Raw genomic sequence first — 17829 nt, 5'->3', positions numbered from 1 at the left:
GAGGCCAAGACCATGACCACCCAACCCATCCGCCGCGTCGTGACCGGTCACGACGCCGAAGGGCGCGCCATCATCCAGGAAGACGGCCCCATTGCCCGCATGCAGCGCATTGGCGGCGATATCGGGCCGATGTTCCACGAAGTCTGGAACACACGCGCCACCCCTGCCCCGATCGACGCGGACAGCGGAGAGCCTGAGGAAGACGGTATCGTTCTCGCCCCGCCGAAGAACGGCACGCGCATCCGCGTTCTCGACATTCCGCCCGAAGGCGACGGGATCAGGAACATGACCCCCGAGGAAGCGGCAGCCCACTTCGCCGAAGTCGGCGCAGGCTCTGCTTCCAACGCGGCGAAGGCGGGCGCCAAGCATGCCCTGATGCACCGCACCGAAACGATCGACTACGGCATCGTGATCGAGGGCGAACTGGTGCTGATCATGGACGAAGGCGAAACCACCGTGCGCGCGGGCGACATCGTGATCCAGCGCGGCACCAACCACGGCTGGGCCAACCGTAGTGACAGCAACTGCCGCATCGCCTTCATCCTGATCGACGGCACCTTCAGCGAGGAGCTGGCCTGATGCGGCTTGCAACCCGCGCGAACGGTACGCCGGACGGGGAACTGGTGGTCGTATCGCAGGATGGCGCGCGCTGCCTGCCTGCCGGAAGCAATGCACCCAACCTGCTTGCCGCCATGGGTGACTGGTCCTCTGCCTCAGCGAAGCTGCAAGCACTGGCAGACCGGCTGGAGCAAGGCGAAGGCGAGCCGCTGGAGGTCGCATCGCTCGCCGCTCCGCTGCCGCGCAGCTGGCAGTGGCTCGACGGGTCGGCCTTCGACACCCATGGCGAGCTGATGCAAATCGCCTTCGAGCAGGATCCGCTGCACCACGAACGCCCGCTGATGTATCAGGGCATGTCGGACCGCTTCCTGGCGCCGCGCGAAGACGTTGCCTTCCCGCGTGAAGAAGATGGCGTCGACTTCGAAGGCGAATTCGGCGTGATCGTCGATGCAGTGCCCATGGGCGTTACACCGCAAGAGGCGCTCGACCACATCAAGCTGGTCGTCCAGATCAACGACTGGTCGCTGCGCGCCTTCGCAGTGCCCGAAATGGTCACCGGGTTCGGCTTCATCCTCGCCAAGCCCGCCAGCACCATTGCGCCTTATGCTGTGACGCCGGACGAGCTGGGCAATTCCTGGCAGGACGGGCGCGTCGCCCTGGACCTGTGCATCGACTGGAACGGCGAGAGGTTCGGACACGCCAACGGCCGCGAAATGGCGGTCGGCTTCCACGAACTGGTCGCTCACGCAGCCACCACCCGCAGTCTGGTTGCAGGCACCGTCATCGGATCGGGCACCGTCGCCAACAAGGGCTACGCGCAAGTCGGATCGAGCTGCATTTCAGAGCGTCGCGCGATCCAGATTATCGCAGACGGCAAGCCCACCACCGGCTTCATGCGGTTCGGCGATACGGTGCGCATGGAAGCACAAAGCGAGGATGGCCGAGCACCGTTCGGAGCGATCGAACAGCAGGTCGTCAAGCACACCGGCTGAGCAGCGCTGATGAGACGACCGGCGGGCTTGCAGCCAACCCGCCGGCCGCCCCACCATCCTTGCGGGCGATCAGGAGTTTTCCGGCTCCAGTACCAGATGGCCGATCGCCGTATTCGAGCAGGGAATGTGGTAATGCCGGTGCAGTGCCCGCGTCTTTTTGCCGAGCGCGCCACGCATGATCAGCCACATGATCATCTCGATCCCCTCGGTCCCGGTCTCGCGGATATATTCGATATGCTCGATCTCGCGGGCCTCATCGGTCTCGCCGATCAGCAGGTCCATGAAGCGGTTGTCCCATTCCCGGTTCAGTAGGCCCGCCCGCGGTCCCTGTAGCTGGTGGCTCATCCCGCCGGTGCCCCAGATCTGCACGTTCAGATCCTCCGGGAAACTCGCCACCGCATCGGCGATCGCCTCGCCCAGAGCCCAGCAGCGATTGCCCGTCGGCACGGGATAGGTGACGACATTCACGGCGAGCGGGATGACCTTCACCGGCCATTTTTCGGGCTGGCCGAACATCATGGACAGCGGCACGGTGAGGCCGTGGTCGACGTCCATCTCGTTGATGATCGTCATGTCGAATTCGTCGAGGATCAGCGACTGCGCGATGTGCCACGCGAGATCGGGATGCCCTTCCACATCGGGAACGGGACGCGGCCCGAAGCCTTCATCGGCTGACGCATAGGTTTCGCCGCAGCCGATCGCGAAGGTCGGGATGATCTTCATGTCGAAGGCAGAGGCATGGTCGTTATAGACCAGGATCACCACGTCGGGCTTCTGCTCTTCCTCCCATTTCCGGGTCCAGTCGTAACCAGCAAAGATCGGGGCGAAGTAATCGTCCTGCGTCTTGCCCTGATCGACTGCCACACCCAGCAGGGGAACATGGCTGGATGCGACACCAGCGGTAATACGTGCCATCAGTATTTCCCCTTGATCGAGCGGAGGCCTTCGGGCGAGCGCCCACCGGCGGCCATCATCGCCTTGTAATCCTCGAAATTATGCTCGGTCATCGACGCAACCGCCTCTGCAAAGGAGAGTCCGTCGGTCGAGATGAGCTTGGAGACGAAATAGATGTTCGCCCCGAGATCGAGCAGCGCGTTGTAATCGCGCGCCAGGACCGCGTCCTTCGCCTCGTCCGAGAGTTGCCACTCGTCGAGATAGGCACGCTCGTCCGCCTTGAAGCGTTCACGGTTTTCCGCCTTCATCAGGCTCATTGCGAACTGGTTGATGTGGTAGCCCTTGCGGGCGCGGGCGGCAGTGTAGACGCGCGTTCCGGGCACGTCCTCGAACTGTTCGAGATAGGCGTGGATGTCCCTCACCCGTTTCTTGTCACTCATGATCCTCTCCTTCGCAGGCGGTGCAATTGCACTGTCCCAGCACTTCCCACCCGAAGAGGCGCGCTCTCCGGGTGGTGTGCAGTCTCAGTTGCCCTTGGTGCGCCAGCCTTCGGCGTAGCTGTCGCGCGCGACTTCGGAGTAAGGGGCAGGTGCGACCACTGCCTTGATCTCGGTCTGCACATGCGGCTCGACCGTGGGCTTGGAGGTCCCGCCATCGGGCTCACCCCACAGCAGCGATACCTCGGTGCCCGGTGCGGCGACGGATTCATCCACCATCGCCAGCGCGAGGAAGCGCCCGGCGTTGACCGTATATCCGATCCAGGTCGAAATGCCGACGGTCTCGCCATCCTTCAGCACCGCATCATAGGGGTGCATGGCATAGACCGCGCTCGGGAATTCGAGGAACTTGGCCTTGTCGCCCTTCTGCAGCATCGAGCTCATCACGCGCAGGATGTCTTCATTGTCGAGGGCCAGCGTCACCTTCTTGCGCTTGGGCTGCTTGTCGAGCTTTTCGAGCGCCTCGCGGCCGACGAAGTCATGGTCGAACTTGACCATGATGCCGTAGCCGAGGTCCCACGGCGTGAGGTAATAATCTTCGATATTGTCCGACACGTACGACCCGCCGAGCGAGCACATGCCGGCGTAGGACTTGTCGCCCATCCATTCGCGGAAATCCTCGGTCCCCTCGCCGGTATAGACGGCGGGCAGCGGCGAGGGAATCCAGCCGGACTCGAGCGTGTTGGACGCATAGGTGCGGCCACCGACCAGCTTCAGGCCATCGTCCTTGCCGGCCTCGACCAGCGCGGAGTGGACGGTGTCGTAATCTTTCCACGGTCCGAACAGCTCGTAACCGGGCTGGCCAGCCATACCGTGACGCAGCGCGCGCACTTCCACGCCGTCGATCATGATCGGCGCCATGCGGAAGAACTTGAGATCGGGCGGGGTCTCGCCCATCGCCTTTTCAAGGATCTTCATGGCGTTGGGGCCCTGCAACTGGAAGCGATAGTTGCGGCGCGTGTTCTTCTCCGCCTCGGGACGGGCGGCGGTGCGCTCGTCACGTTCCACCGTCACATCCCACTTGCCGGTGGCGGCGTGGTATTCGACCCATTCGATGGCAGGCGCGCGCCCGACCAGTTCGAATTTCTCGTCTGCGAGGTAGAACAGAATGACGTCGCCGATGACGTAGCCTTCGGGCGTCACCGGCGCGAATTGCTTGGCCATGTTCGGCTTGAAGTTGTTGAAGCTGTTGGGCGCCAGATATGCGAGCATCTCGAAAGCGTCGGGCCCGGTCACCAGCAGGTCCACCATGTGGTACGACTGGTTGAACAGCACCGCCGTTTCCGCCCAAGCACGCTGCTCGTCGCGCCAGTTGGAAAATTCGCCGGGCACGCCGGGATAGACATTGGGGCCGACCTGCTGGTTGCGCAGCAGGTCCACCGTGTTGCCGGCTTCGGCAAGCTTCTGCTTGAGGTTCTTCTCGCTCATTTCGCCTCTCCTGTTCTGGGCTATATCGTTGTTTCTGTTTCGCGCGCGGGCATGGCGAGCCAGTCGCCCAGAACCGCGTTGAAAGCTTCGGGTTGTTCTGCGGGCAGCATGTGCCCCGCCGATGGGACGATCCGAAGGAGACATCCCTGGATGGCCTGCGCGATGCGTGCGTGCTGGTCGGGCGGAGACCATGCGTCCTGTTCGCCCGTCACCGACAAGGCGGGGCAGCCGAGGCTGGCGAGCACATCGTCCACCTGCGGGCGGGCCAGCAGAGCTTCGATCTGCGCCTCGAAAATTTCCAGTCCGGCATCGAGGCACATGGCGCGCAGCCTCTCGCGCAGTTCGGAATTCGCGCCGACGCTCGGGCCCAGCATGGGCGGCAGCCACGTATCGACGAGGCGCTCCATTCCCTGCTCGCGCCCGATGTCGCGCAGCCGATAGCGCTTCTCGCGCTCCCCGGGCTGGACCGGGTGCACGCCGGTGTTCGACAGCGCGATACGTTCGACACGCTCGGGCGCCTTGCGGACAATCTCGAGCGCAACGCGCGCGCCCATCGAATGGCCCAGTATGGCGAAGCGATCGGGCAGTCGGGCGAGCGCGTAATCCGCCATGCCCTCCATGCTGGAGGCGCCGCCGTAGAAGCCGTCCACCACCAGCACGCCAGCCGCATCCTGCGCCGCGAACAGGCGGGAATCGCACAACAGCCCTGGAAGGACCGCAAGCGTCGATTCGATCTGTAACTTCGCATCCATGAATAATTCATCTATACGAAGTTGCAGGAAGGCGCTAGTGCGTTTCGGAAGAGAGCGGGATGCCCGCCTTGCCAAGGGGAGGAAAAGCGATGTCGATACCGGTCATCCATCCGAATTGGTCGCAGGCACCGAAGGTACTGACCGACGGATTCTCGCTCGAAATCACGGCGAAGGATGTCGACGCGCTGCGCGAAGCCTCGCCCAAAATCCCCGGCCAGCATCCGGTTGCGATCACCTTCTTGCCCGGCGAGGATTTCGAAGCGCGCATCGCGGCGACGAAAGCCGTACGCGATCTGGGCTTCGAACCGATGCCGCATTTCTCCGCTCGGCGAATCCGTTCGGAGGACGAATTCCAGGACTATCTCGGCGCGGTCGTCGATCAGGCCGGCGTGCGGCGCTGCTTCGTGGTAGCGGGCGATCCGGCAAGCCCGGAAGGCCCCTACGCCACTTCCGGCGAGCTTATCGAAAGCGGAGCGTTCGAACGGCTCGGCATTCGTGCCATCGGGATCGGTGGCCATCCTGAAGGGCACCCGAACATGGATGCCGATGAATGCTTCACCGTGCTTCAGGCCAAGCGCGATGCTATCGAGGCGCGCGGAATGGCTCCGCTGATCGTCACCCAGTTCGCCTTCGACGCCGACCGGGTGCTCGAATGGCTGGCCGAACTGCGGCACCGGGGCATCGATGCCCCGGTGCGCCTCGGCGTGCCGGGCCCGGCAGGTATCAAGACGCTGTTGCGCTTCGCAAAGCGCTGCGGCGTGAGCGCGTCGGCGTCGGTCATGACGAAGTACGGGGTTTCGCTCTCACGCCTGATGGGCAGCGCCGGGCCGGACAGGCTGGTAGAAAGCCTCTCCGAAAATCTCGGCCCGCAGCACGGCCCGGTCCGCCTGCATTTCTATCCGTTCGGCGGCGTCGCTCGCACGGTCGAATGGATCAACCAATACGCGGCGACACATACGCGCGCACGCTGAAGCCTGGAGAATACCCCATGGAGCAATGCATCCTGACCCTGCAATGCGACGACCGTTCGGGCCTGGTGGCGGAGGTTTCCAGCTTCCTTGCCACGAATGGCTGCAACATCGTGGACGCACAGCAGTTCAACGATCGCGGCAACGACCGCTTCTTCATGCGGGTGGCATTCGATGCGGACGATTGTGGTACGATCTCGCAAGCCTTCGCCGATCTGCCCCTGGCGCGACACGCGCAATGGGAAATCCGCCCCGCTGATCGGCCGCGCAAGGTCCTGATGATGGTCAGCAAGTTCGATCACTGCCTCGGCGACCTGCTCTACCGCAATCGGATCGGGGAACTGGACATGGATGTGGTCGGCGTCGTCTCCAACCACCCGCAAAGCGCGCTCCGCATCTCGATGATCGGCGACATACCCTATCACCACCTGCCGATCACCAAGGACACGAAACCGCAGCAGGAAGCGCAGATCAAGCAGATCGTCGAGGAAACCGGCGCCGAACTGGTGGTGCTGGCGCGCTACATGCAGATCCTCTCGGACGATCTTGCCGCCTTCCTTTCGGGCCGGTGCATCAATATCCACCACTCTTTCCTGCCCGGCTTCAAGGGCGCCAAGCCCTATCACCAGGCGTACGAGCGCGGCGTGAAGATGATCGGCGCGACCGCACACTATGTCACGGCAGACCTCGATGAAGGACCGATCATTCACCAGGACGTCGAAGCCATCAGCCATTCGGACACTGCGGAGGAACTGGTCGCCAAGGGCCGCGACATCGAACGGCGCGTCCTTGCCAACGCCGTGAAGCACCATCTCGCAGGGCGCGTGTTCCTGAACGGATCGCGCACCGTCGTATTCAAGGCTTGAGGAGAACCCCATGCCCCATATCCCCGTCACCCACGTCGGCTCCATGCCTCGCGGCGAGGCGCTGACCCCGCTCCTGCTGGCCCGGGACAAGGGCGAGCCTTACGATGCCGAGGAGTTCGACCGGGTCGTAACGCAGGCCGTCACGGATTGCGTGGCGATGCAGCGCGAATGCGGCGTCGATTTCGTCAGCGACGGCGAACTGGGCAAGGTCGGCTATTCGACCTACATGGCGGAGCGGCTTTCCGGCTTCGGCGGGCATGTCGATCGCAAGCCTGCCGCCGACATGGCTGAGGTGCCCGAACTGGCAAAGAAGCTTTCCGGCATCATGGGCTCGCAGGAGTTCACCCGCGCTTCGTGCATCGGCCCGGTCAGGCTTGAAACGCTGGAGCCCTTGCATGACGATATTCGCCGCTTCACCCACGCGATGGAGGTGGCTGGCGACGGCGCGCAGGGCTTCCTCAATTCCGCCTCGCCCGGCCTGATTACCGCTTTTCAGGTCAACCAGCATTATCCCAGCCACGAAGCCTATCTGGCCGACCTGGTCGACGCGATGCGCCCGGAATACGAGGCGATCGTCGACGCGGGCTTCCTGCTGCAGCTCGACTGCCCCGATTTGGCGATGAGCCGGCATACAGGCTATCAGGATATGGAAGAGGCGGACTTCCTGCGCGTTGCCGCCGCCAATGTCGAAGCGCTCAATGCGGCCACTGCGAACATCGCGCCCGAGAAGATGCGCATGCATGTGTGCTGGGGCAATTACGAAGGCCCGCACGATCACGATATCGCCCTGTCGCGGATCATCGACATCGTGCTCGCCGCCCGCCCCGCGACGGTGCTGTTCGAAGCCGCCAATCCGCGCCACGAGCATGAATGGCAGGTGTGGAGCGATGCGGACATCCCGGCCCACAAGGTGCTCGCCCCCGGCCTGATCGACACCTGTTCCAACTATGTCGAACATCCCGAACTGATCGCCCAGCGCATCGGCAGGTTCGTGGATATCGTGGGCCCGGACCACGTGGTTGCCAGCACCGATTGCGGGTTCGGCACATTCGCCGGCTACGGCAAGCTGGACCCGCTGGTGACGCGCAAGAAGCTGCAGGCCCTGCGCGCCGGTGCCGATCTGGCTGGAGAGCGCGTATGACGGACGCAGAACGCCTCGCCATCGAGCATGCCTGCGCGCGCCTGATCGCGCTCTACGCGAACTATAACGACGAGGGGCGCTGGGAGGATGTTGCGGCGCTCTATAGCGACGATGGCATCATGGCACGGCCCAGCGCGCCGGACGATCACATCGTGGGACGCGAAACGATCCTCGCTTCGTTCACGGCCCGCCCTGCCCGCTCAAGCCGCCATCTGTGCACCAATATTGTCATCGATGTCGTTTCGCCTGTAGAAGCGACGGGGCAGAGCGCGGTGGCACTTTTCATGCCGGACAAGGCGCCCAAGCTCGGATGGTATCATGACCGGTTCGTCGAACGCGATGGTCGATGGCTGTTCGCGCAGCGGCTGGGCAGCCTCAGCTTCTGATTCCCTGCCGTCTGATCACTTCGGAGCAAACACAGGTTGAGCGCAAGTCAGTCCAGCCCCGTCAAATCGGCGTTGCGCACGCTGGAGGTGATCGAGTTCGTCGTCGCCCATCCGGGCGGCGTCGTCGCGCGGGACATCGCGAACGGGCTCGACATACCCCTCAGCAGCCTATCCTATCTCCTCGCCACCCTGACCGAACGGGAATACCTGTCGCGCGAGGGACGGCGGTATTCCGGCGGACCGGCCCTCGACCGCCTGCGCACGGATCGCGCAAACCTCTCGCTGGAAGATCGCGTCGCGCCGCTTGTGCGCGCGCTGGCTGCGGAACTGGACGAGACTGCATCCTTCATGGTGCGCGAGGACTGGCAGGCGCGGATCGTGGCCAGCCGATCGAGCGCACAGGCCCTGCGCTATGCCATTGCGCCCGGTGAAACCAAGCCACTTCATGTCCTGGCAGGCGGCAAGGCGATCCTGTCGCAGCTGTCCGACGCGCAGCTGGAGGCCTATTTCGACGAAACCCGCGGCCAGCGGGAATGCCTGACCGAGCACACCATCGTCTCGCCCGCCGCATTGCGCAAACAGATCGCCACTTTTCGCGATCAGGGTTACGCGACGGCGATGGAGGAAAGCACCGCTGGCATTTCCAGCATCGCCCGCCCGGTCCGGCTGGGCGACGTCGATGGCGCCTTCAGCATAGCGGTTCCCTCCATTCGTTTCCTGCCTGAACTGCAGAACCGCGCCCAGAGCGCTCTGGCCCGCGCCGTCGCATCGCTGCACGTCGACCGCTGAACGAAGCGAGGCGCGAGCCCGGAAGCTATCCTGAAACCAGGAAAGGCCGGCATGCTGAACCACCGGGCCCGGCATCCCCGGGGCTCTTCAGGGGATCGCGACGCTTCTGTGGCAAGCAGACAGGCGCACTCAGTCTGCGCCGAAACCCAGTCTGGGCACAGCAGCCCAGGTGCTATCCTTCTTCAGAAAGCGTCGCACCCCCTGAATGCGATACCAGAGGTTGATCTGCCGGTAGCCGAAATTCTCGAGCAGCGCGGCCCACCCGATCCGAATGAGGCTCCGGGCGGAAGGGGTACGCCGCAATTGCTGTTCCTCCAGCGCGAGCGTGCCCACGCTCAGCCCGGTGCCGAAGACGATCGACACGAAGAAGAAGGCCACGGCCATCATCGGATCGAGCAGGCCGAGCAACGCGGCTGCCGGGAGCACGAGATAGCCCAGCAGCTCGGCGGGCGGCCCCAGCACATCCTCCAGCAGGATATGCGGCATGGCCAGCAGCCCGATCCGTCCGTAGCGCGGATTGAACATCATCCTGCGATGGCGGACCAGCGTCTCCAGCGAGCCCTGCTGCCAGCGCGCCCGCTGGTTATCGAGGCCTTTCAGCGCGGCCGGTGCCTCGGTCCAGCAGACGATGTCGGGGATGAAGGCGAACCGGTAGTCGCGCTTCTGCTCGCGCAGGTGCCGGTGCAAATGGACGACCAGTTCGAGATCTTCGCCCACGGTATCGTGTCGATAGCCGCCGATCTCCACCAGGGTGGAGCGGCGAAAGAGCCCGAATGCGCCCGAGATCAGCATCAGCGTGCCGGTCTGCGCATTGGCGACCCGCGCCGTTAGGAAGGCGCGCATGTACTCGACCACCTGGAAGCGCGGGACGAGGGCCTTGGCCACATCGATCTTCTGCAGCGACCCGCCCTTCACGGTGCATCCGTTGGCCACGCGGATCGCGCCGCCGACCGCGACCAGGCGGCCGTTGTCGTGCATGAAAGGCTCTGCCGCGCGCAGCAGCCCGTCGGGCTCGATGATCGAGTCGGCGTCGATCACGCACACCAGCGGGGTGCGGGCGAAGCCCAGCCCGGCGTTGGCGGCGTCTGCCTTGCGGCCGTTTTCCTTGTCGACGACCAGCAGGTTGGGGAACCGGCGCGAAGCATAAGTCTGGCGAATCTGTGTCTGCTGCAGCTGCGCCACCTGCGTGCGCTCGCATGGATACATGTCGAAGGCAGCGATCAGCCGCCCCATGGTGTCGTCCTTCGATCCATCGTTGACGACGATCACCTCATGCTCCGGATATTCCAGCGCCAGCAGCGCCTTCACGCTTTCGACGATCGAGAGCTCTTCGTTGTAGGCCGGCGCGATCATGGTGATGGGCAGCGCAAGGTCGGCATAGCGTTGCCACAGCTCGCGCGCACCCTCGCTCGGTTCGATCCTGGTGGCGAACACCCAGGCCGCGATCAGCAGCTGGGCGAGGCCGATCATGTTCCGCAGGAACACGACGATGAAGCAGAAGAATGCCACCGCGACGATAGCATTCGCTGCGATGTCCTGAACCACGGACCAGGTCATGCGCAGTTGCTCAGGTCGGGCGCCGGATTGGGAGCGAGCGGGGGACGCGCTGTCGTATCATACCCGGGGTCGAGCGCTTCCAGCGCCTGTTCCGCACGCAGCCTGACCCATAGTTGCGAATCCTCGCGCAGGTCCCGGATTTGCGGAACGGCATCCCGCAGCCCCAGAGCCTCGCTCGCTTTGACCGCCTGCACCCTGACATTGGCGTCGGGGTCGCGCAGCGCGGCCATGATCCATTCCCGCGCGCCTGGGTGGCCGAGCTTGGCCGCCGCGCGCAGCGCTGCGCCGCGAACCTCCGGGTCTTCGTCCCCCGCCGCTTTCTCCAGCACCGGGATCACCGCCACATCGCCGCTCCAGCCGAGGGCGTCGATCAGTTGCGCCCGCCAGACAGGCGGAAGGTCATCTTCCAGAAGCAGCACGAATTGTTCGCGGTAATCCGGCACGCTCGCCCGCAAGAGCGCGGAGTCGAGCCGACTGGGTGCGCGATCGGTCATCCGCAATATCCGCATGGTTTCGCGTGGGGGTGGAAGCGCGTGCGCCGCCGCGAGCGCGAAGGCCGCCTCCACACGTACAAGCGGGCTGCGATCGCGGGCCATCAGTTCGCGCAGCCGCGCGATGCACAGTTCGCTGCCGAAACGCTGCAGCAGGCGGATCGCGTTCACCCGTTCGGACCGGCGCCAGCGGCGGGAGCGCCGCACGGTTGCGGCGAGCAAGCCGTCGAGCTCCGCAATCTGCATCAGCCGATCGCGCTCGCCGCCGCGAAGCAGCGCCTGTATCTGGCTCACCGCCGCCAGCCGTCGCTCGTCGGTCCAGCCCGTGTCATCCGTTTCGGGCCGATGGCCCGCCACCCGGCGCAGGTAACTGCGCGTGATCGCAGCGTCGATCCGCTTGTTCGCATCGACCTGCCGCTCCGCCAGATGGCGGCGCAGTACCAGCAGCAGGAAAATGACAACCACCACCCCCGCCATGGCTGCGGAGCCCAACACGACCGTTTCGTAAAGGCCTGAGGAGAATATCTTCATGCGCCGAACCGGAAGCCGAGCACCAGCGTACCGGACAGGCGCCGATAGCTGTTTTCCCGGTCCTCATAGGCACCAACAGTGGTTAGCGTAATGCGGTCGCTCAGGGGTAACAGCAAGCCTGTGGCAATGCTGCGAAGCTGACGTACGCCGTCTGCCTCCACATCGGGATAGCTGGCGAGCACCACGAAGCCCCCGGTCCGTCCTTCTGGTCGGTAATCGAGCTGGAGCGACCCGCCGAGCCGGTAATTCTCGCCCCCGCCGAGAAGGTTGATAGCCCGGACGGTTGCGGACGTGGCGTCGTCGAACGCGTAGCGCAAGGCTGGCTGCACGGCCAGCACATCGCGGTCGCGATAGTCGGCATAGCGGACATCGACCAGCGCGGTCACACGCCCCCCCAGCGGCGCTTCGCCGCCGGCACCGACGCTCCATCTCTCCCGGAAATCCGCGTCCGGGACCAAGCTGCCGGATATGTAGGCGGAGCCTTGTCCCAACCGGCGACCAACCCGGGCCGCCAAGCGGACGTCGGTAGCGGCCCGCTCTTCGCGCGTCACCGTGAGACTAGCGCCCGTTCCGCGTGAGAGCGCAAGACCAAGGCTGGCATCTTGCGACGACCACGTCTCGCCATCGCGGTTGTCGAAGGCAATGTCCGAAATCCCGCCACCCACGCTGAGCGCGGTGATGCGGATACCTCCGGCCTGCTCTCGTGCAGCCAGTTTCATGCGGAGCGCACCGAGTTCGGGATAGTCCGGCGCAACCGCTGCGATAGCGTCGGCCTGCCGCTGCGCGGCGTCTCTCTCGCCGCGCCAGAAAAGGATATTACCGCGGGCCAGCTGGATATCGAGATCGTCGGGCGCGAGCGCGAGCGCACGATCGATCTGCGCCTGCGCCCGTTCCAGATCGCCTTGCGCGGCACTTACCGCAGCAAGACGACGCAGCAGATCGGGGTCGTCGGGGTTCTGGGCCAGCAGGCTTTCAAGTGTCTCGCGCGCCTGCGCAAAATCGCCCGCCGCGCGTGCGCGCTCGGCCGTCTCCAGCTGTGTCTCGCGCGTGACGGAGGGCGCTTGCGCGATGGCCGGAACCTGGATCGCCAAGCTGGCAATGCATCCCAGGGTGATGAGCGTTTTCACGCTCCGCCGCCGAGAAGCTTCTCGATACGAACCAGCAGTTCCTGAGGAATGAAAGGCTTGGTGAGGTAGTCCGCCGCCCCCGACTTGATGGCGGACACGACATCCGCCTCGCCCTTGCGCGCGGTCAGCATGACGACGGGGATGCTGCTGGTTTCGGGATCGGCCTTGACCATCCTGAGCACTTCGGGGCCAGGCACGATGGGCATCATGGAATCGAGCACTACCAGATCGGGCTTGTCGGACCTGATCCGCTCGATCGCCTCTTCGCCATCATTTGCCACGCTTGTCTCATGCCCAGCACCTTCCAGGCGGAACTTCACCAGTTCCACCAGGATGGGATCGTCGTCCGCGATCAGAATATGGGCCATCAATCTCTCTGTTACGTTTCTGCCAAATTATGGAAGAAGCTTCCTTTATATCTGATAAATCTGGCTTTTGCACATCCTTGAATGTGTGGCCGTCTCCATCACGGTCAGCCGGTCTCGATTCCGGCGCGAGCGTCGATCTCGTCGCGGATTTCCGCCAGAAGCGCGAATTGCGGTCCCGAGGCAGAGCTGCCCAGCAGCCGATGCTCGATCTCGCGGCATTTCTCTCCGAGCTCGGCCTGGCCGAAATATCCAGCGACACCCGCAATCTGATGGAGAAGGCTCGCTATCTCGGTCTTCTCGGCCTCGCTCATCTCTTCGCGCGCCATGACCCTGTCGATCGCCTTGAGCGCTTCATCCACCCGCTCGCCAAACATCCGGTTCAGGCGAGGGTCGGTCTCCTGCTCGAGTTCGGGCACCGGACACGTAGCGGGGCCGGGTATCCGGCTCGACCAGCGGGCCAGCACGTCGCAAAGCTCGCCCAGCCGCAGCGGCTTGGCGATGTGCGCCTGCATGCCCGCCTCGTGGCACCTGCGAATGTCGTCGGTATAGGCATTTGCGGTCACGGCGATGATCGGCAGATCGTCGGAAGAAATACCCGCCTCGCGGATGGCTGTCGTCGCCCCCAGGCCATCCAGCACCGGCATCTGCATATCCATCAGGATCAGGTCGTAGGGCGATCCGTTGCGCCGAGCCTGGATGACCATGTCGGTCGCCTCGCGACCGTTGCGAGCCAGATCGCAGACGTGGCCCGCCTTCTCGACCATCGCCATCGTCAGTTCCTGGTTCACGGGGTTGTCCTCCGCAACCAGGATTCGCAGCACGAGCGGGTGGCCGCAGTCGCGATCCGCTTCGCCGGCCGTGCCGGAAGCGCCCGCCTCAGGGGTCATGTCGGATGGATCGGCCTCGCGGAGCGGCAGATTGACCACGAAGCGCGAGCCTTCACCCACCTCGCTTTCGACACTGATCGTGCCTCCCATCAGCTCGACCAGCTGTGCGCTGATCGGCAGGCCGAGCCCGGTGCCGCCGTATCGTCTGGCGGTGGTTTCATCCGCCTGCGTGAACTTGTCGAAAACCGAAGCAAGCTGCTTGGCGGGAATCCCGATACCGGTGTCGCGCACGGCCAGCGTCATGCGCGCAGGAGCGCCGTCTTCGCTCTCATCGAGCGAGAGGACCACCTTCACGGTCCCCACCTCTGTAAATTTGATGGCATTGCCGACCAGATTGAGCACCACCTGCCGCAAGCGCATCCGATCAATCAGGATATACGTCGGCAGCCGCGGGTCTATCTGCAGCGCGAGGGTGATGTTCTTGCCCGTGGCAACCGGCTCCATCAGGCGGACGACCCCGCGCAACGACTGGCGCAGATCCGTAGGCTCGTCCGACACGACCATCTGGTTGGCCTCGATCTTTGCAAAATCGAGCAGGTCGTTGAGCAGGCGGAGCATCGCGTTGCTCGAATCGGCGATCATGTGCAGGCGCCTGCGCTGCGCGGGGTCTTTCTCCTCGCTCAGCGCCAGTTCGGTGAAGCCGATCACCCCGTTCATCGGCGTGCGGATTTCGTGACTCATGTTGGCGAGGAAGTTGGTCTTCGCCTTGTCCGCCGCCTGTGCCTCGTCGCGAGCCTTGGTCAGGCTTTCGCGCATCAGCATTTCTTCCGTGCGGTCGATGATGACCCCGATGACCCCCGTCACGGTATCCTCGGGGTCGGCCCGGACCTGTCCGATGACTTCCACGTGCCGCATTTCGCCATCGTCTCTGATGATGCGGGCGAGGAACCGGAAGGCCGAATTGTCCTCCCTCGCTCCCTCCAGAGCAGCGGAAACAGTCTCCCGGTCGTCGGGATGGTAATAGGCAATACCTTCCTCGAGCGTAGGGGGCTTGCCCGATTTGCGGCGATGGATCTGGTAGACCTCGTCCGACCAGTAGATCGCCTCGGTCAGCAAATCGAACTGCCAGTGGCCGACATGGGCGGTGGCTTCCGCCAGTTCGAGCATCCGGTTATGCTCTTCGAGTTCGGCGGTCGCTTCTTCCACCTTGCGCAACACGGTGCCTTCGCGGCGGGTGAAGGCGGTCAGCAACAGGCCGAGCAGAACCGTGATGACCAGGCCGCAGGCGAGGACGAGGACCGGCGCCTGGCTGGACACGCGCTTTTCGAAAGGCGGCAGGCTGCGCCAGCGGAGGGTCACCGGCTGGTTCGCCATCACTACCTGCCGGACTTCTTCGAATCTTGCGCCCTCCCCCGGGTTCGTCGCCGTGGCGAACATGAGGTTTTCCTCCACCGGCTCTGCGCCGAAGAACACTTCGAGCGAGTAGTCCTCTCCTTCCCGGGGGGTGAGGCTGCCGAGGAATTCGTCCGCCACCAGCGGGGAATAAGCCCAGCGTGTGATCCGCGAATTCTCCGCTGGGCCCACGGGCGTCATGAAAAGAAATCCGGCACCCTGACTGGCATCCTGAACCAGGACGATCGGCCGCGTCATGGTGGTCTGGCCGTTCGCGCGCGAAAGTGCGATCGCCGCCCGCCTTCCTTCCTCGAACGCGAGGTTGAGGCCGAGCGAGGCCATATTTTCGGCCAGCGGCTCGATCCGGTTGACGACGAAGTGCTCCGACCGGTCGACGTCGGGGTGAATGTCGAATCGGCCGCCGAATTCGCGGCTGAAATTCTCGCGGAACTGGGGCATGTCCTGCGCGCTCACGGCCTCGAAGAAACCGATCCCGCGCATCCCGGGATAATTGTTCGGCAGATCGAGCTGGGTGACGTAATCGCTCCATTCCGCAGGCGTAATCTCTTGGGAATTCGCGGCAAAGGCAGCGCTCGCATCGAGCGCCCGTTCGTAGATCGCGATCCGGTCCGCGAGCGACTGCTCGGTATCGGTGGCCAGTGCCGCAAAGGCGGCGTTGGATGCCTCGAATTCGCGTTCCGTCACGTACTGCCAGGCGTAGAAGGTCAGCAGCAGGGAGATCGCCAGACACATGGCGACGGCCGAACTCACGCCGGGCAATGCGCGCCTGAACCAGCGCACCGCAACGGGAGAATGGCTCGAGAACAGCAGTATGGGCAAGAGAAAGACGACGCCCAGCATGTCTCCGACGGCCCAGGTGAGCCAGTTCGTCGCGAGCGCCCCGGGCGGGACCACCCCCGCCACCAGCAACGTGCCGACGCCGACCATGGGCGCGACGAGGCATGGCAGGACAACGGCGGTGGCCAGGAACCGAAGCACTTGGGAAGGCTCGGAAAGTTCCAGTTCCGGCCAGAAACGACAGATTACATGGCGCCCCACCAGAGCCTGGATCGTCGCGCCAAGCCCGATCGCCGCAGCGATACCGACTGCGGGGAGTGCACTCTCCGGCGAGGGGACGCCGTCGAGCGTGTTGAACAGGTTGATGGCGAAGGAACCGAGCCATACCCCCGGCCATATCGTCCTGCCGCGCAGCAGCAGCCCGCACAGCGCCACGCCCGAGGCGGGCCAGATGATCGTCGCATAGCCCGGCGGCACCGCCAGCTTGAGCCCGATATAGCCCGCGGTGAAATATCCCAAGGCGAGGATCAGCACATCGCGCAGCCATGCCCCGTAGGTGGCTTTAAAGAACGGAGAATGTGCCACTTTTGCCGACTGTGTCTCTTGGCTTTCGATAGGTCACAAGGGGCGATCATTTTTACCGCCAAGGGTATTTTAGCCGAGTTAACGCGCTGCCTGCGAAAACCCCCGGAATAATCGGAAGGCATCTTGGCAGGGCCGGCTTCGCGATGTCGGCGTCTCGCTGTCTGGCTCGCCCGGCCGCGCGGCAAGCACTCCTTCGCCCCGGGGCGAGACCCGCGAAGCGCGGTCGATCAAGATCGGGGGAATGGCGGAGAGGGTGGGATTCGAACCCACGATACGGTTACCCGCATACCGCATTTCGAGTGCGGCGCATTCGACCTCTCTGCCACCTCTCCGCAATCAAGGGGCGCAAAACGTCGGGGAAACCCCCGCAGGCCGATTCAGAAGCGGCGCAGCTAGCCTAATGCGAAGCGCCTGCCAAGACCCTGCGGCACATGCGATCGCAATGGCGCGTTTTCACTGCCCATTGTACCGGAGCGCCGGGCCATCTATCTTGGTCCCAATGCAGGTCTCGCAGTTTTTCTCCCATCAGGCCGGGCGCCACATCGAAGTGCCCTTGCGTCGCCTTGCGCGGTTCGGCGTCGGCGACGTCGTGCGCCACAAGATGTTCGACTTTCGCGGCGTGGTGTTCGACATCGATCCGACCTTCGCCAACAGCGAGGAATGGTACGAAGCCATCCCGCAGGACATCCGGCCCGAACGCGACCAGCCCTACTACCACCTCTTCGCAGAAAGCGACGATGCCTATTACGTCGCCTATGTCAGCCAGCAGAACCTGACCGGCGACGGCATTGGCGGGCCGGTGGACCATCCGAACATCGCCGAGATGTTCGACGAGTTCGTCGACGGGCGCTACGTGATGCACCCGGGCCTGACTCACTGAGC

17 protein-coding genes and 1 tRNA gene are annotated in these 17829 nt (G+C 64.2%); 8 read left to right on the top strand and 10 right to left on the bottom strand.

Annotated elements, in window-relative coordinates; translation table 11 throughout:
- Window positions 1–12 precede the first annotated feature (12 nt).
- Together ADAD_RS0107790 and ADAD_RS0107785 are read left to right on the top strand one after the other, a co-directional pair.
- Complete coding sequence (locus ADAD_RS0107790) at window positions 13–579, top strand: cupin domain-containing protein (RefSeq protein WP_010412105.1); 567 nt, start codon at window positions 13–15, stop codon at window positions 577–579.
- Window positions 579–1550, top strand: a complete 972-nt coding sequence (locus ADAD_RS0107785; RefSeq protein ID WP_010412102.1) for a fumarylacetoacetate hydrolase family protein — start codon at window positions 579–581, stop codon at window positions 1548–1550. The genes ADAD_RS0107790 and ADAD_RS0107785 overlap by 1 nt, the downstream gene beginning before the upstream one ends.
- Before the next feature lie 69 nt (window positions 1551–1619).
- On the opposite strand, the gene ADAD_RS0107780 is transcribed toward ADAD_RS0107785, so the two are convergent.
- The 4 genes from ADAD_RS0107780 to ADAD_RS0107765 all read right to left on the bottom strand — a co-directional run bounded on the left by ADAD_RS0107780 (window position 1620) and on the right by ADAD_RS0107765 (window position 5070).
- Entirely contained in the window at window positions 1620–2465 is an 846-nt protein-coding gene (locus tag ADAD_RS0107780; protein ID WP_010412099.1) for a class III extradiol dioxygenase subunit beta, read from the bottom strand.
- Entirely contained in the window at window positions 2465–2884 is a 420-nt protein-coding gene (ligA, locus tag ADAD_RS0107775; protein WP_010412096.1) for a protocatechuate 4,5-dioxygenase subunit alpha, read from the bottom strand. The genes ADAD_RS0107780 and ligA overlap by 1 nt, the downstream gene beginning before the upstream one ends.
- A gap of 84 nt (window positions 2885–2968) precedes the next feature.
- Complete coding sequence (gene desA, locus ADAD_RS0107770) at window positions 2969–4369, bottom strand: syringate O-demethylase (RefSeq protein ID WP_010412093.1); 1401 nt, start codon at window positions 4367–4369, stop codon at window positions 2969–2971.
- A gap of 20 nt (window positions 4370–4389) precedes the next feature.
- Window positions 4390–5070 carry an alpha/beta fold hydrolase gene (locus ADAD_RS0107765; RefSeq protein WP_237700795.1) on the bottom strand — a complete coding sequence of 227 codons (681 nt, stop codon included), beginning with the start codon at window positions 5068–5070 and terminating at the stop codon, window positions 4390–4392.
- Between the two features lie 140 nt (window positions 5071–5210).
- On the opposite strand from ADAD_RS0107765, the gene ADAD_RS0107760 reads away from it, so the two are divergent.
- From ADAD_RS0107760 to ADAD_RS0107740, 5 genes are read left to right on the top strand one after another with little or no spacing between them, the layout of a single operon-like run.
- A complete protein-coding gene (locus ADAD_RS0107760; RefSeq protein WP_010412088.1) occupies window positions 5211–6092 on the top strand; it encodes a methylenetetrahydrofolate reductase in 882 nt (293 codons plus the stop codon).
- Between the two features lie 17 nt (window positions 6093–6109).
- Window positions 6110–6955 carry a formyltetrahydrofolate deformylase gene (gene purU, locus ADAD_RS0107755; protein ID WP_010412084.1) on the top strand — a complete coding sequence of 282 codons (846 nt, stop codon included), beginning with the start codon at window positions 6110–6112 and terminating at the stop codon, window positions 6953–6955.
- Between the two features lie 10 nt (window positions 6956–6965).
- Window positions 6966–8096 (top strand): cobalamin-independent methionine synthase II family protein, encoded by a 1131-nt coding sequence (locus ADAD_RS0107750; protein WP_029139992.1) that lies wholly within the window; start codon window positions 6966–6968, stop codon window positions 8094–8096.
- Window positions 8093–8482: a nuclear transport factor 2 family protein gene (locus ADAD_RS0107745; protein ID WP_010412079.1), complete on the top strand. Its 390-nt coding sequence runs from the start codon at window positions 8093–8095 to the stop codon at window positions 8480–8482. Before ADAD_RS0107750 ends, ADAD_RS0107745 begins: the two co-directional genes overlap by 4 nt.
- 36 nt (window positions 8483–8518) lie before the next feature.
- A complete protein-coding gene (locus ADAD_RS0107740; protein WP_029139991.1) occupies window positions 8519–9271 on the top strand; it encodes an IclR family transcriptional regulator in 753 nt (250 codons plus the stop codon).
- Window positions 9272–9400: 129 nt separating this feature from the next.
- Here the strand turns inward: ADAD_RS0107740 and ADAD_RS0107735 are convergent, their stop codons facing one another.
- The 6 genes from ADAD_RS0107735 to ADAD_RS0107710 form a co-directional block, all read right to left on the bottom strand.
- A complete protein-coding gene (locus tag ADAD_RS0107735) occupies window positions 9401–10828 on the bottom strand; it encodes a glycosyltransferase family 2 protein (protein ID WP_010412074.1) in 1428 nt (475 codons plus the stop codon).
- Window positions 10825–11850, bottom strand: a complete 1026-nt coding sequence (locus ADAD_RS16365) for a HEAT repeat domain-containing protein (protein WP_010412070.1) — start codon at window positions 11848–11850, stop codon at window positions 10825–10827. The genes ADAD_RS0107735 and ADAD_RS16365 overlap by 4 nt, the downstream gene beginning before the upstream one ends.
- Window positions 11847–12977: a tetratricopeptide repeat protein gene (locus ADAD_RS0107725; protein ID WP_010412068.1), complete on the bottom strand. Its 1131-nt coding sequence runs from the start codon at window positions 12975–12977 to the stop codon at window positions 11847–11849. The genes ADAD_RS16365 and ADAD_RS0107725 overlap by 4 nt, the downstream gene beginning before the upstream one ends.
- Entirely contained in the window at window positions 12974–13345 is a 372-nt protein-coding gene (locus ADAD_RS0107720; RefSeq protein WP_029139990.1) for a response regulator transcription factor, read from the bottom strand. Before ADAD_RS0107720 ends, ADAD_RS0107725 begins: the two co-directional genes overlap by 4 nt.
- Before the next feature lie 104 nt (window positions 13346–13449).
- The gene (locus ADAD_RS16360) at window positions 13450–16947 is read right to left on the bottom strand and encodes a CHASE domain-containing protein (RefSeq protein ID WP_010412062.1); all 3498 of its coding nucleotides are present in this window, start codon (window positions 16945–16947) and stop codon (window positions 13450–13452) included.
- A gap of 242 nt (window positions 16948–17189) precedes the next feature.
- Window positions 17190–17279: transfer RNA gene (locus ADAD_RS0107710), tRNA-Ser, on the bottom strand.
- 167 nt (window positions 17280–17446) lie between these two features.
- Here ADAD_RS0107710 and hspQ point away from each other — a divergent pair.
- Window positions 17447–17827, top strand: a complete 381-nt coding sequence (gene hspQ / locus ADAD_RS0107705) for a heat shock protein HspQ (RefSeq protein ID WP_010412058.1) — start codon at window positions 17447–17449, stop codon at window positions 17825–17827.
- Window positions 17828–17829 lie beyond the last annotated feature (2 nt).

This window comes from Citromicrobium sp. JLT1363 (assembly GCF_000186705.1).
Lineage (GTDB): Bacteria > Pseudomonadota > Alphaproteobacteria > Sphingomonadales > Sphingomonadaceae > Alteriqipengyuania.
Note: the sequence above shows the minus strand (reverse complement) of the source record. Positions and strands in the feature narration are given on the sequence as shown.

Excerpts from the sequence above, each read along its gene's own strand:
- ADAD_RS0107780 (WP_010412099.1), bottom strand. The coding sequence starts at position 2,465 with ATGGCACGTATTACCGCTGGTGTCGCATCCAGCCATGTTCCCCTGCTG.
- ADAD_RS0107785 (WP_010412102.1), top strand. The coding sequence starts at position 579 with ATGCGGCTTGCAACCCGCGCGAACGGTACGCCGGACGGGGAACTGGTG.
- desA (WP_010412093.1), bottom strand. The coding sequence starts at position 4,369 with ATGAGCGAGAAGAACCTCAAGCAGAAGCTTGCCGAAGCCGGCAACACG.
- ADAD_RS0107735 (WP_010412074.1), bottom strand. The coding sequence starts at position 10,828 with ATGACCTGGTCCGTGGTTCAGGACATCGCAGCGAATGCTATCGTCGCG.
- ADAD_RS0107745 (WP_010412079.1), top strand. The coding sequence starts at position 8,093 with ATGACGGACGCAGAACGCCTCGCCATCGAGCATGCCTGCGCGCGCCTG.
- ligA (WP_010412096.1), bottom strand. The coding sequence starts at position 2,884 with ATGAGTGACAAGAAACGGGTGAGGGACATCCACGCCTATCTCGAACAG.
- ADAD_RS0107720 (WP_029139990.1), bottom strand. The coding sequence starts at position 13,345 with ATGGCCCATATTCTGATCGCGGACGACGATCCCATCCTGGTGGAACTG.
- ADAD_RS0107760 (WP_010412088.1), top strand. The coding sequence starts at position 5,211 with ATGTCGATACCGGTCATCCATCCGAATTGGTCGCAGGCACCGAAGGTA.
- purU (WP_010412084.1), top strand. The coding sequence starts at position 6,110 with ATGGAGCAATGCATCCTGACCCTGCAATGCGACGACCGTTCGGGCCTG.
- ADAD_RS0107790 (WP_010412105.1), top strand. The coding sequence starts at position 13 with ATGACCACCCAACCCATCCGCCGCGTCGTGACCGGTCACGACGCCGAA.
- hspQ (WP_010412058.1), top strand. The coding sequence starts at position 17,447 with ATGCAGGTCTCGCAGTTTTTCTCCCATCAGGCCGGGCGCCACATCGAA.
- ADAD_RS0107750 (WP_029139992.1), top strand. The coding sequence starts at position 6,966 with ATGCCCCATATCCCCGTCACCCACGTCGGCTCCATGCCTCGCGGCGAG.
- ADAD_RS16365 (WP_010412070.1), bottom strand. The coding sequence starts at position 11,850 with ATGAAGATATTCTCCTCAGGCCTTTACGAAACGGTCGTGTTGGGCTCC.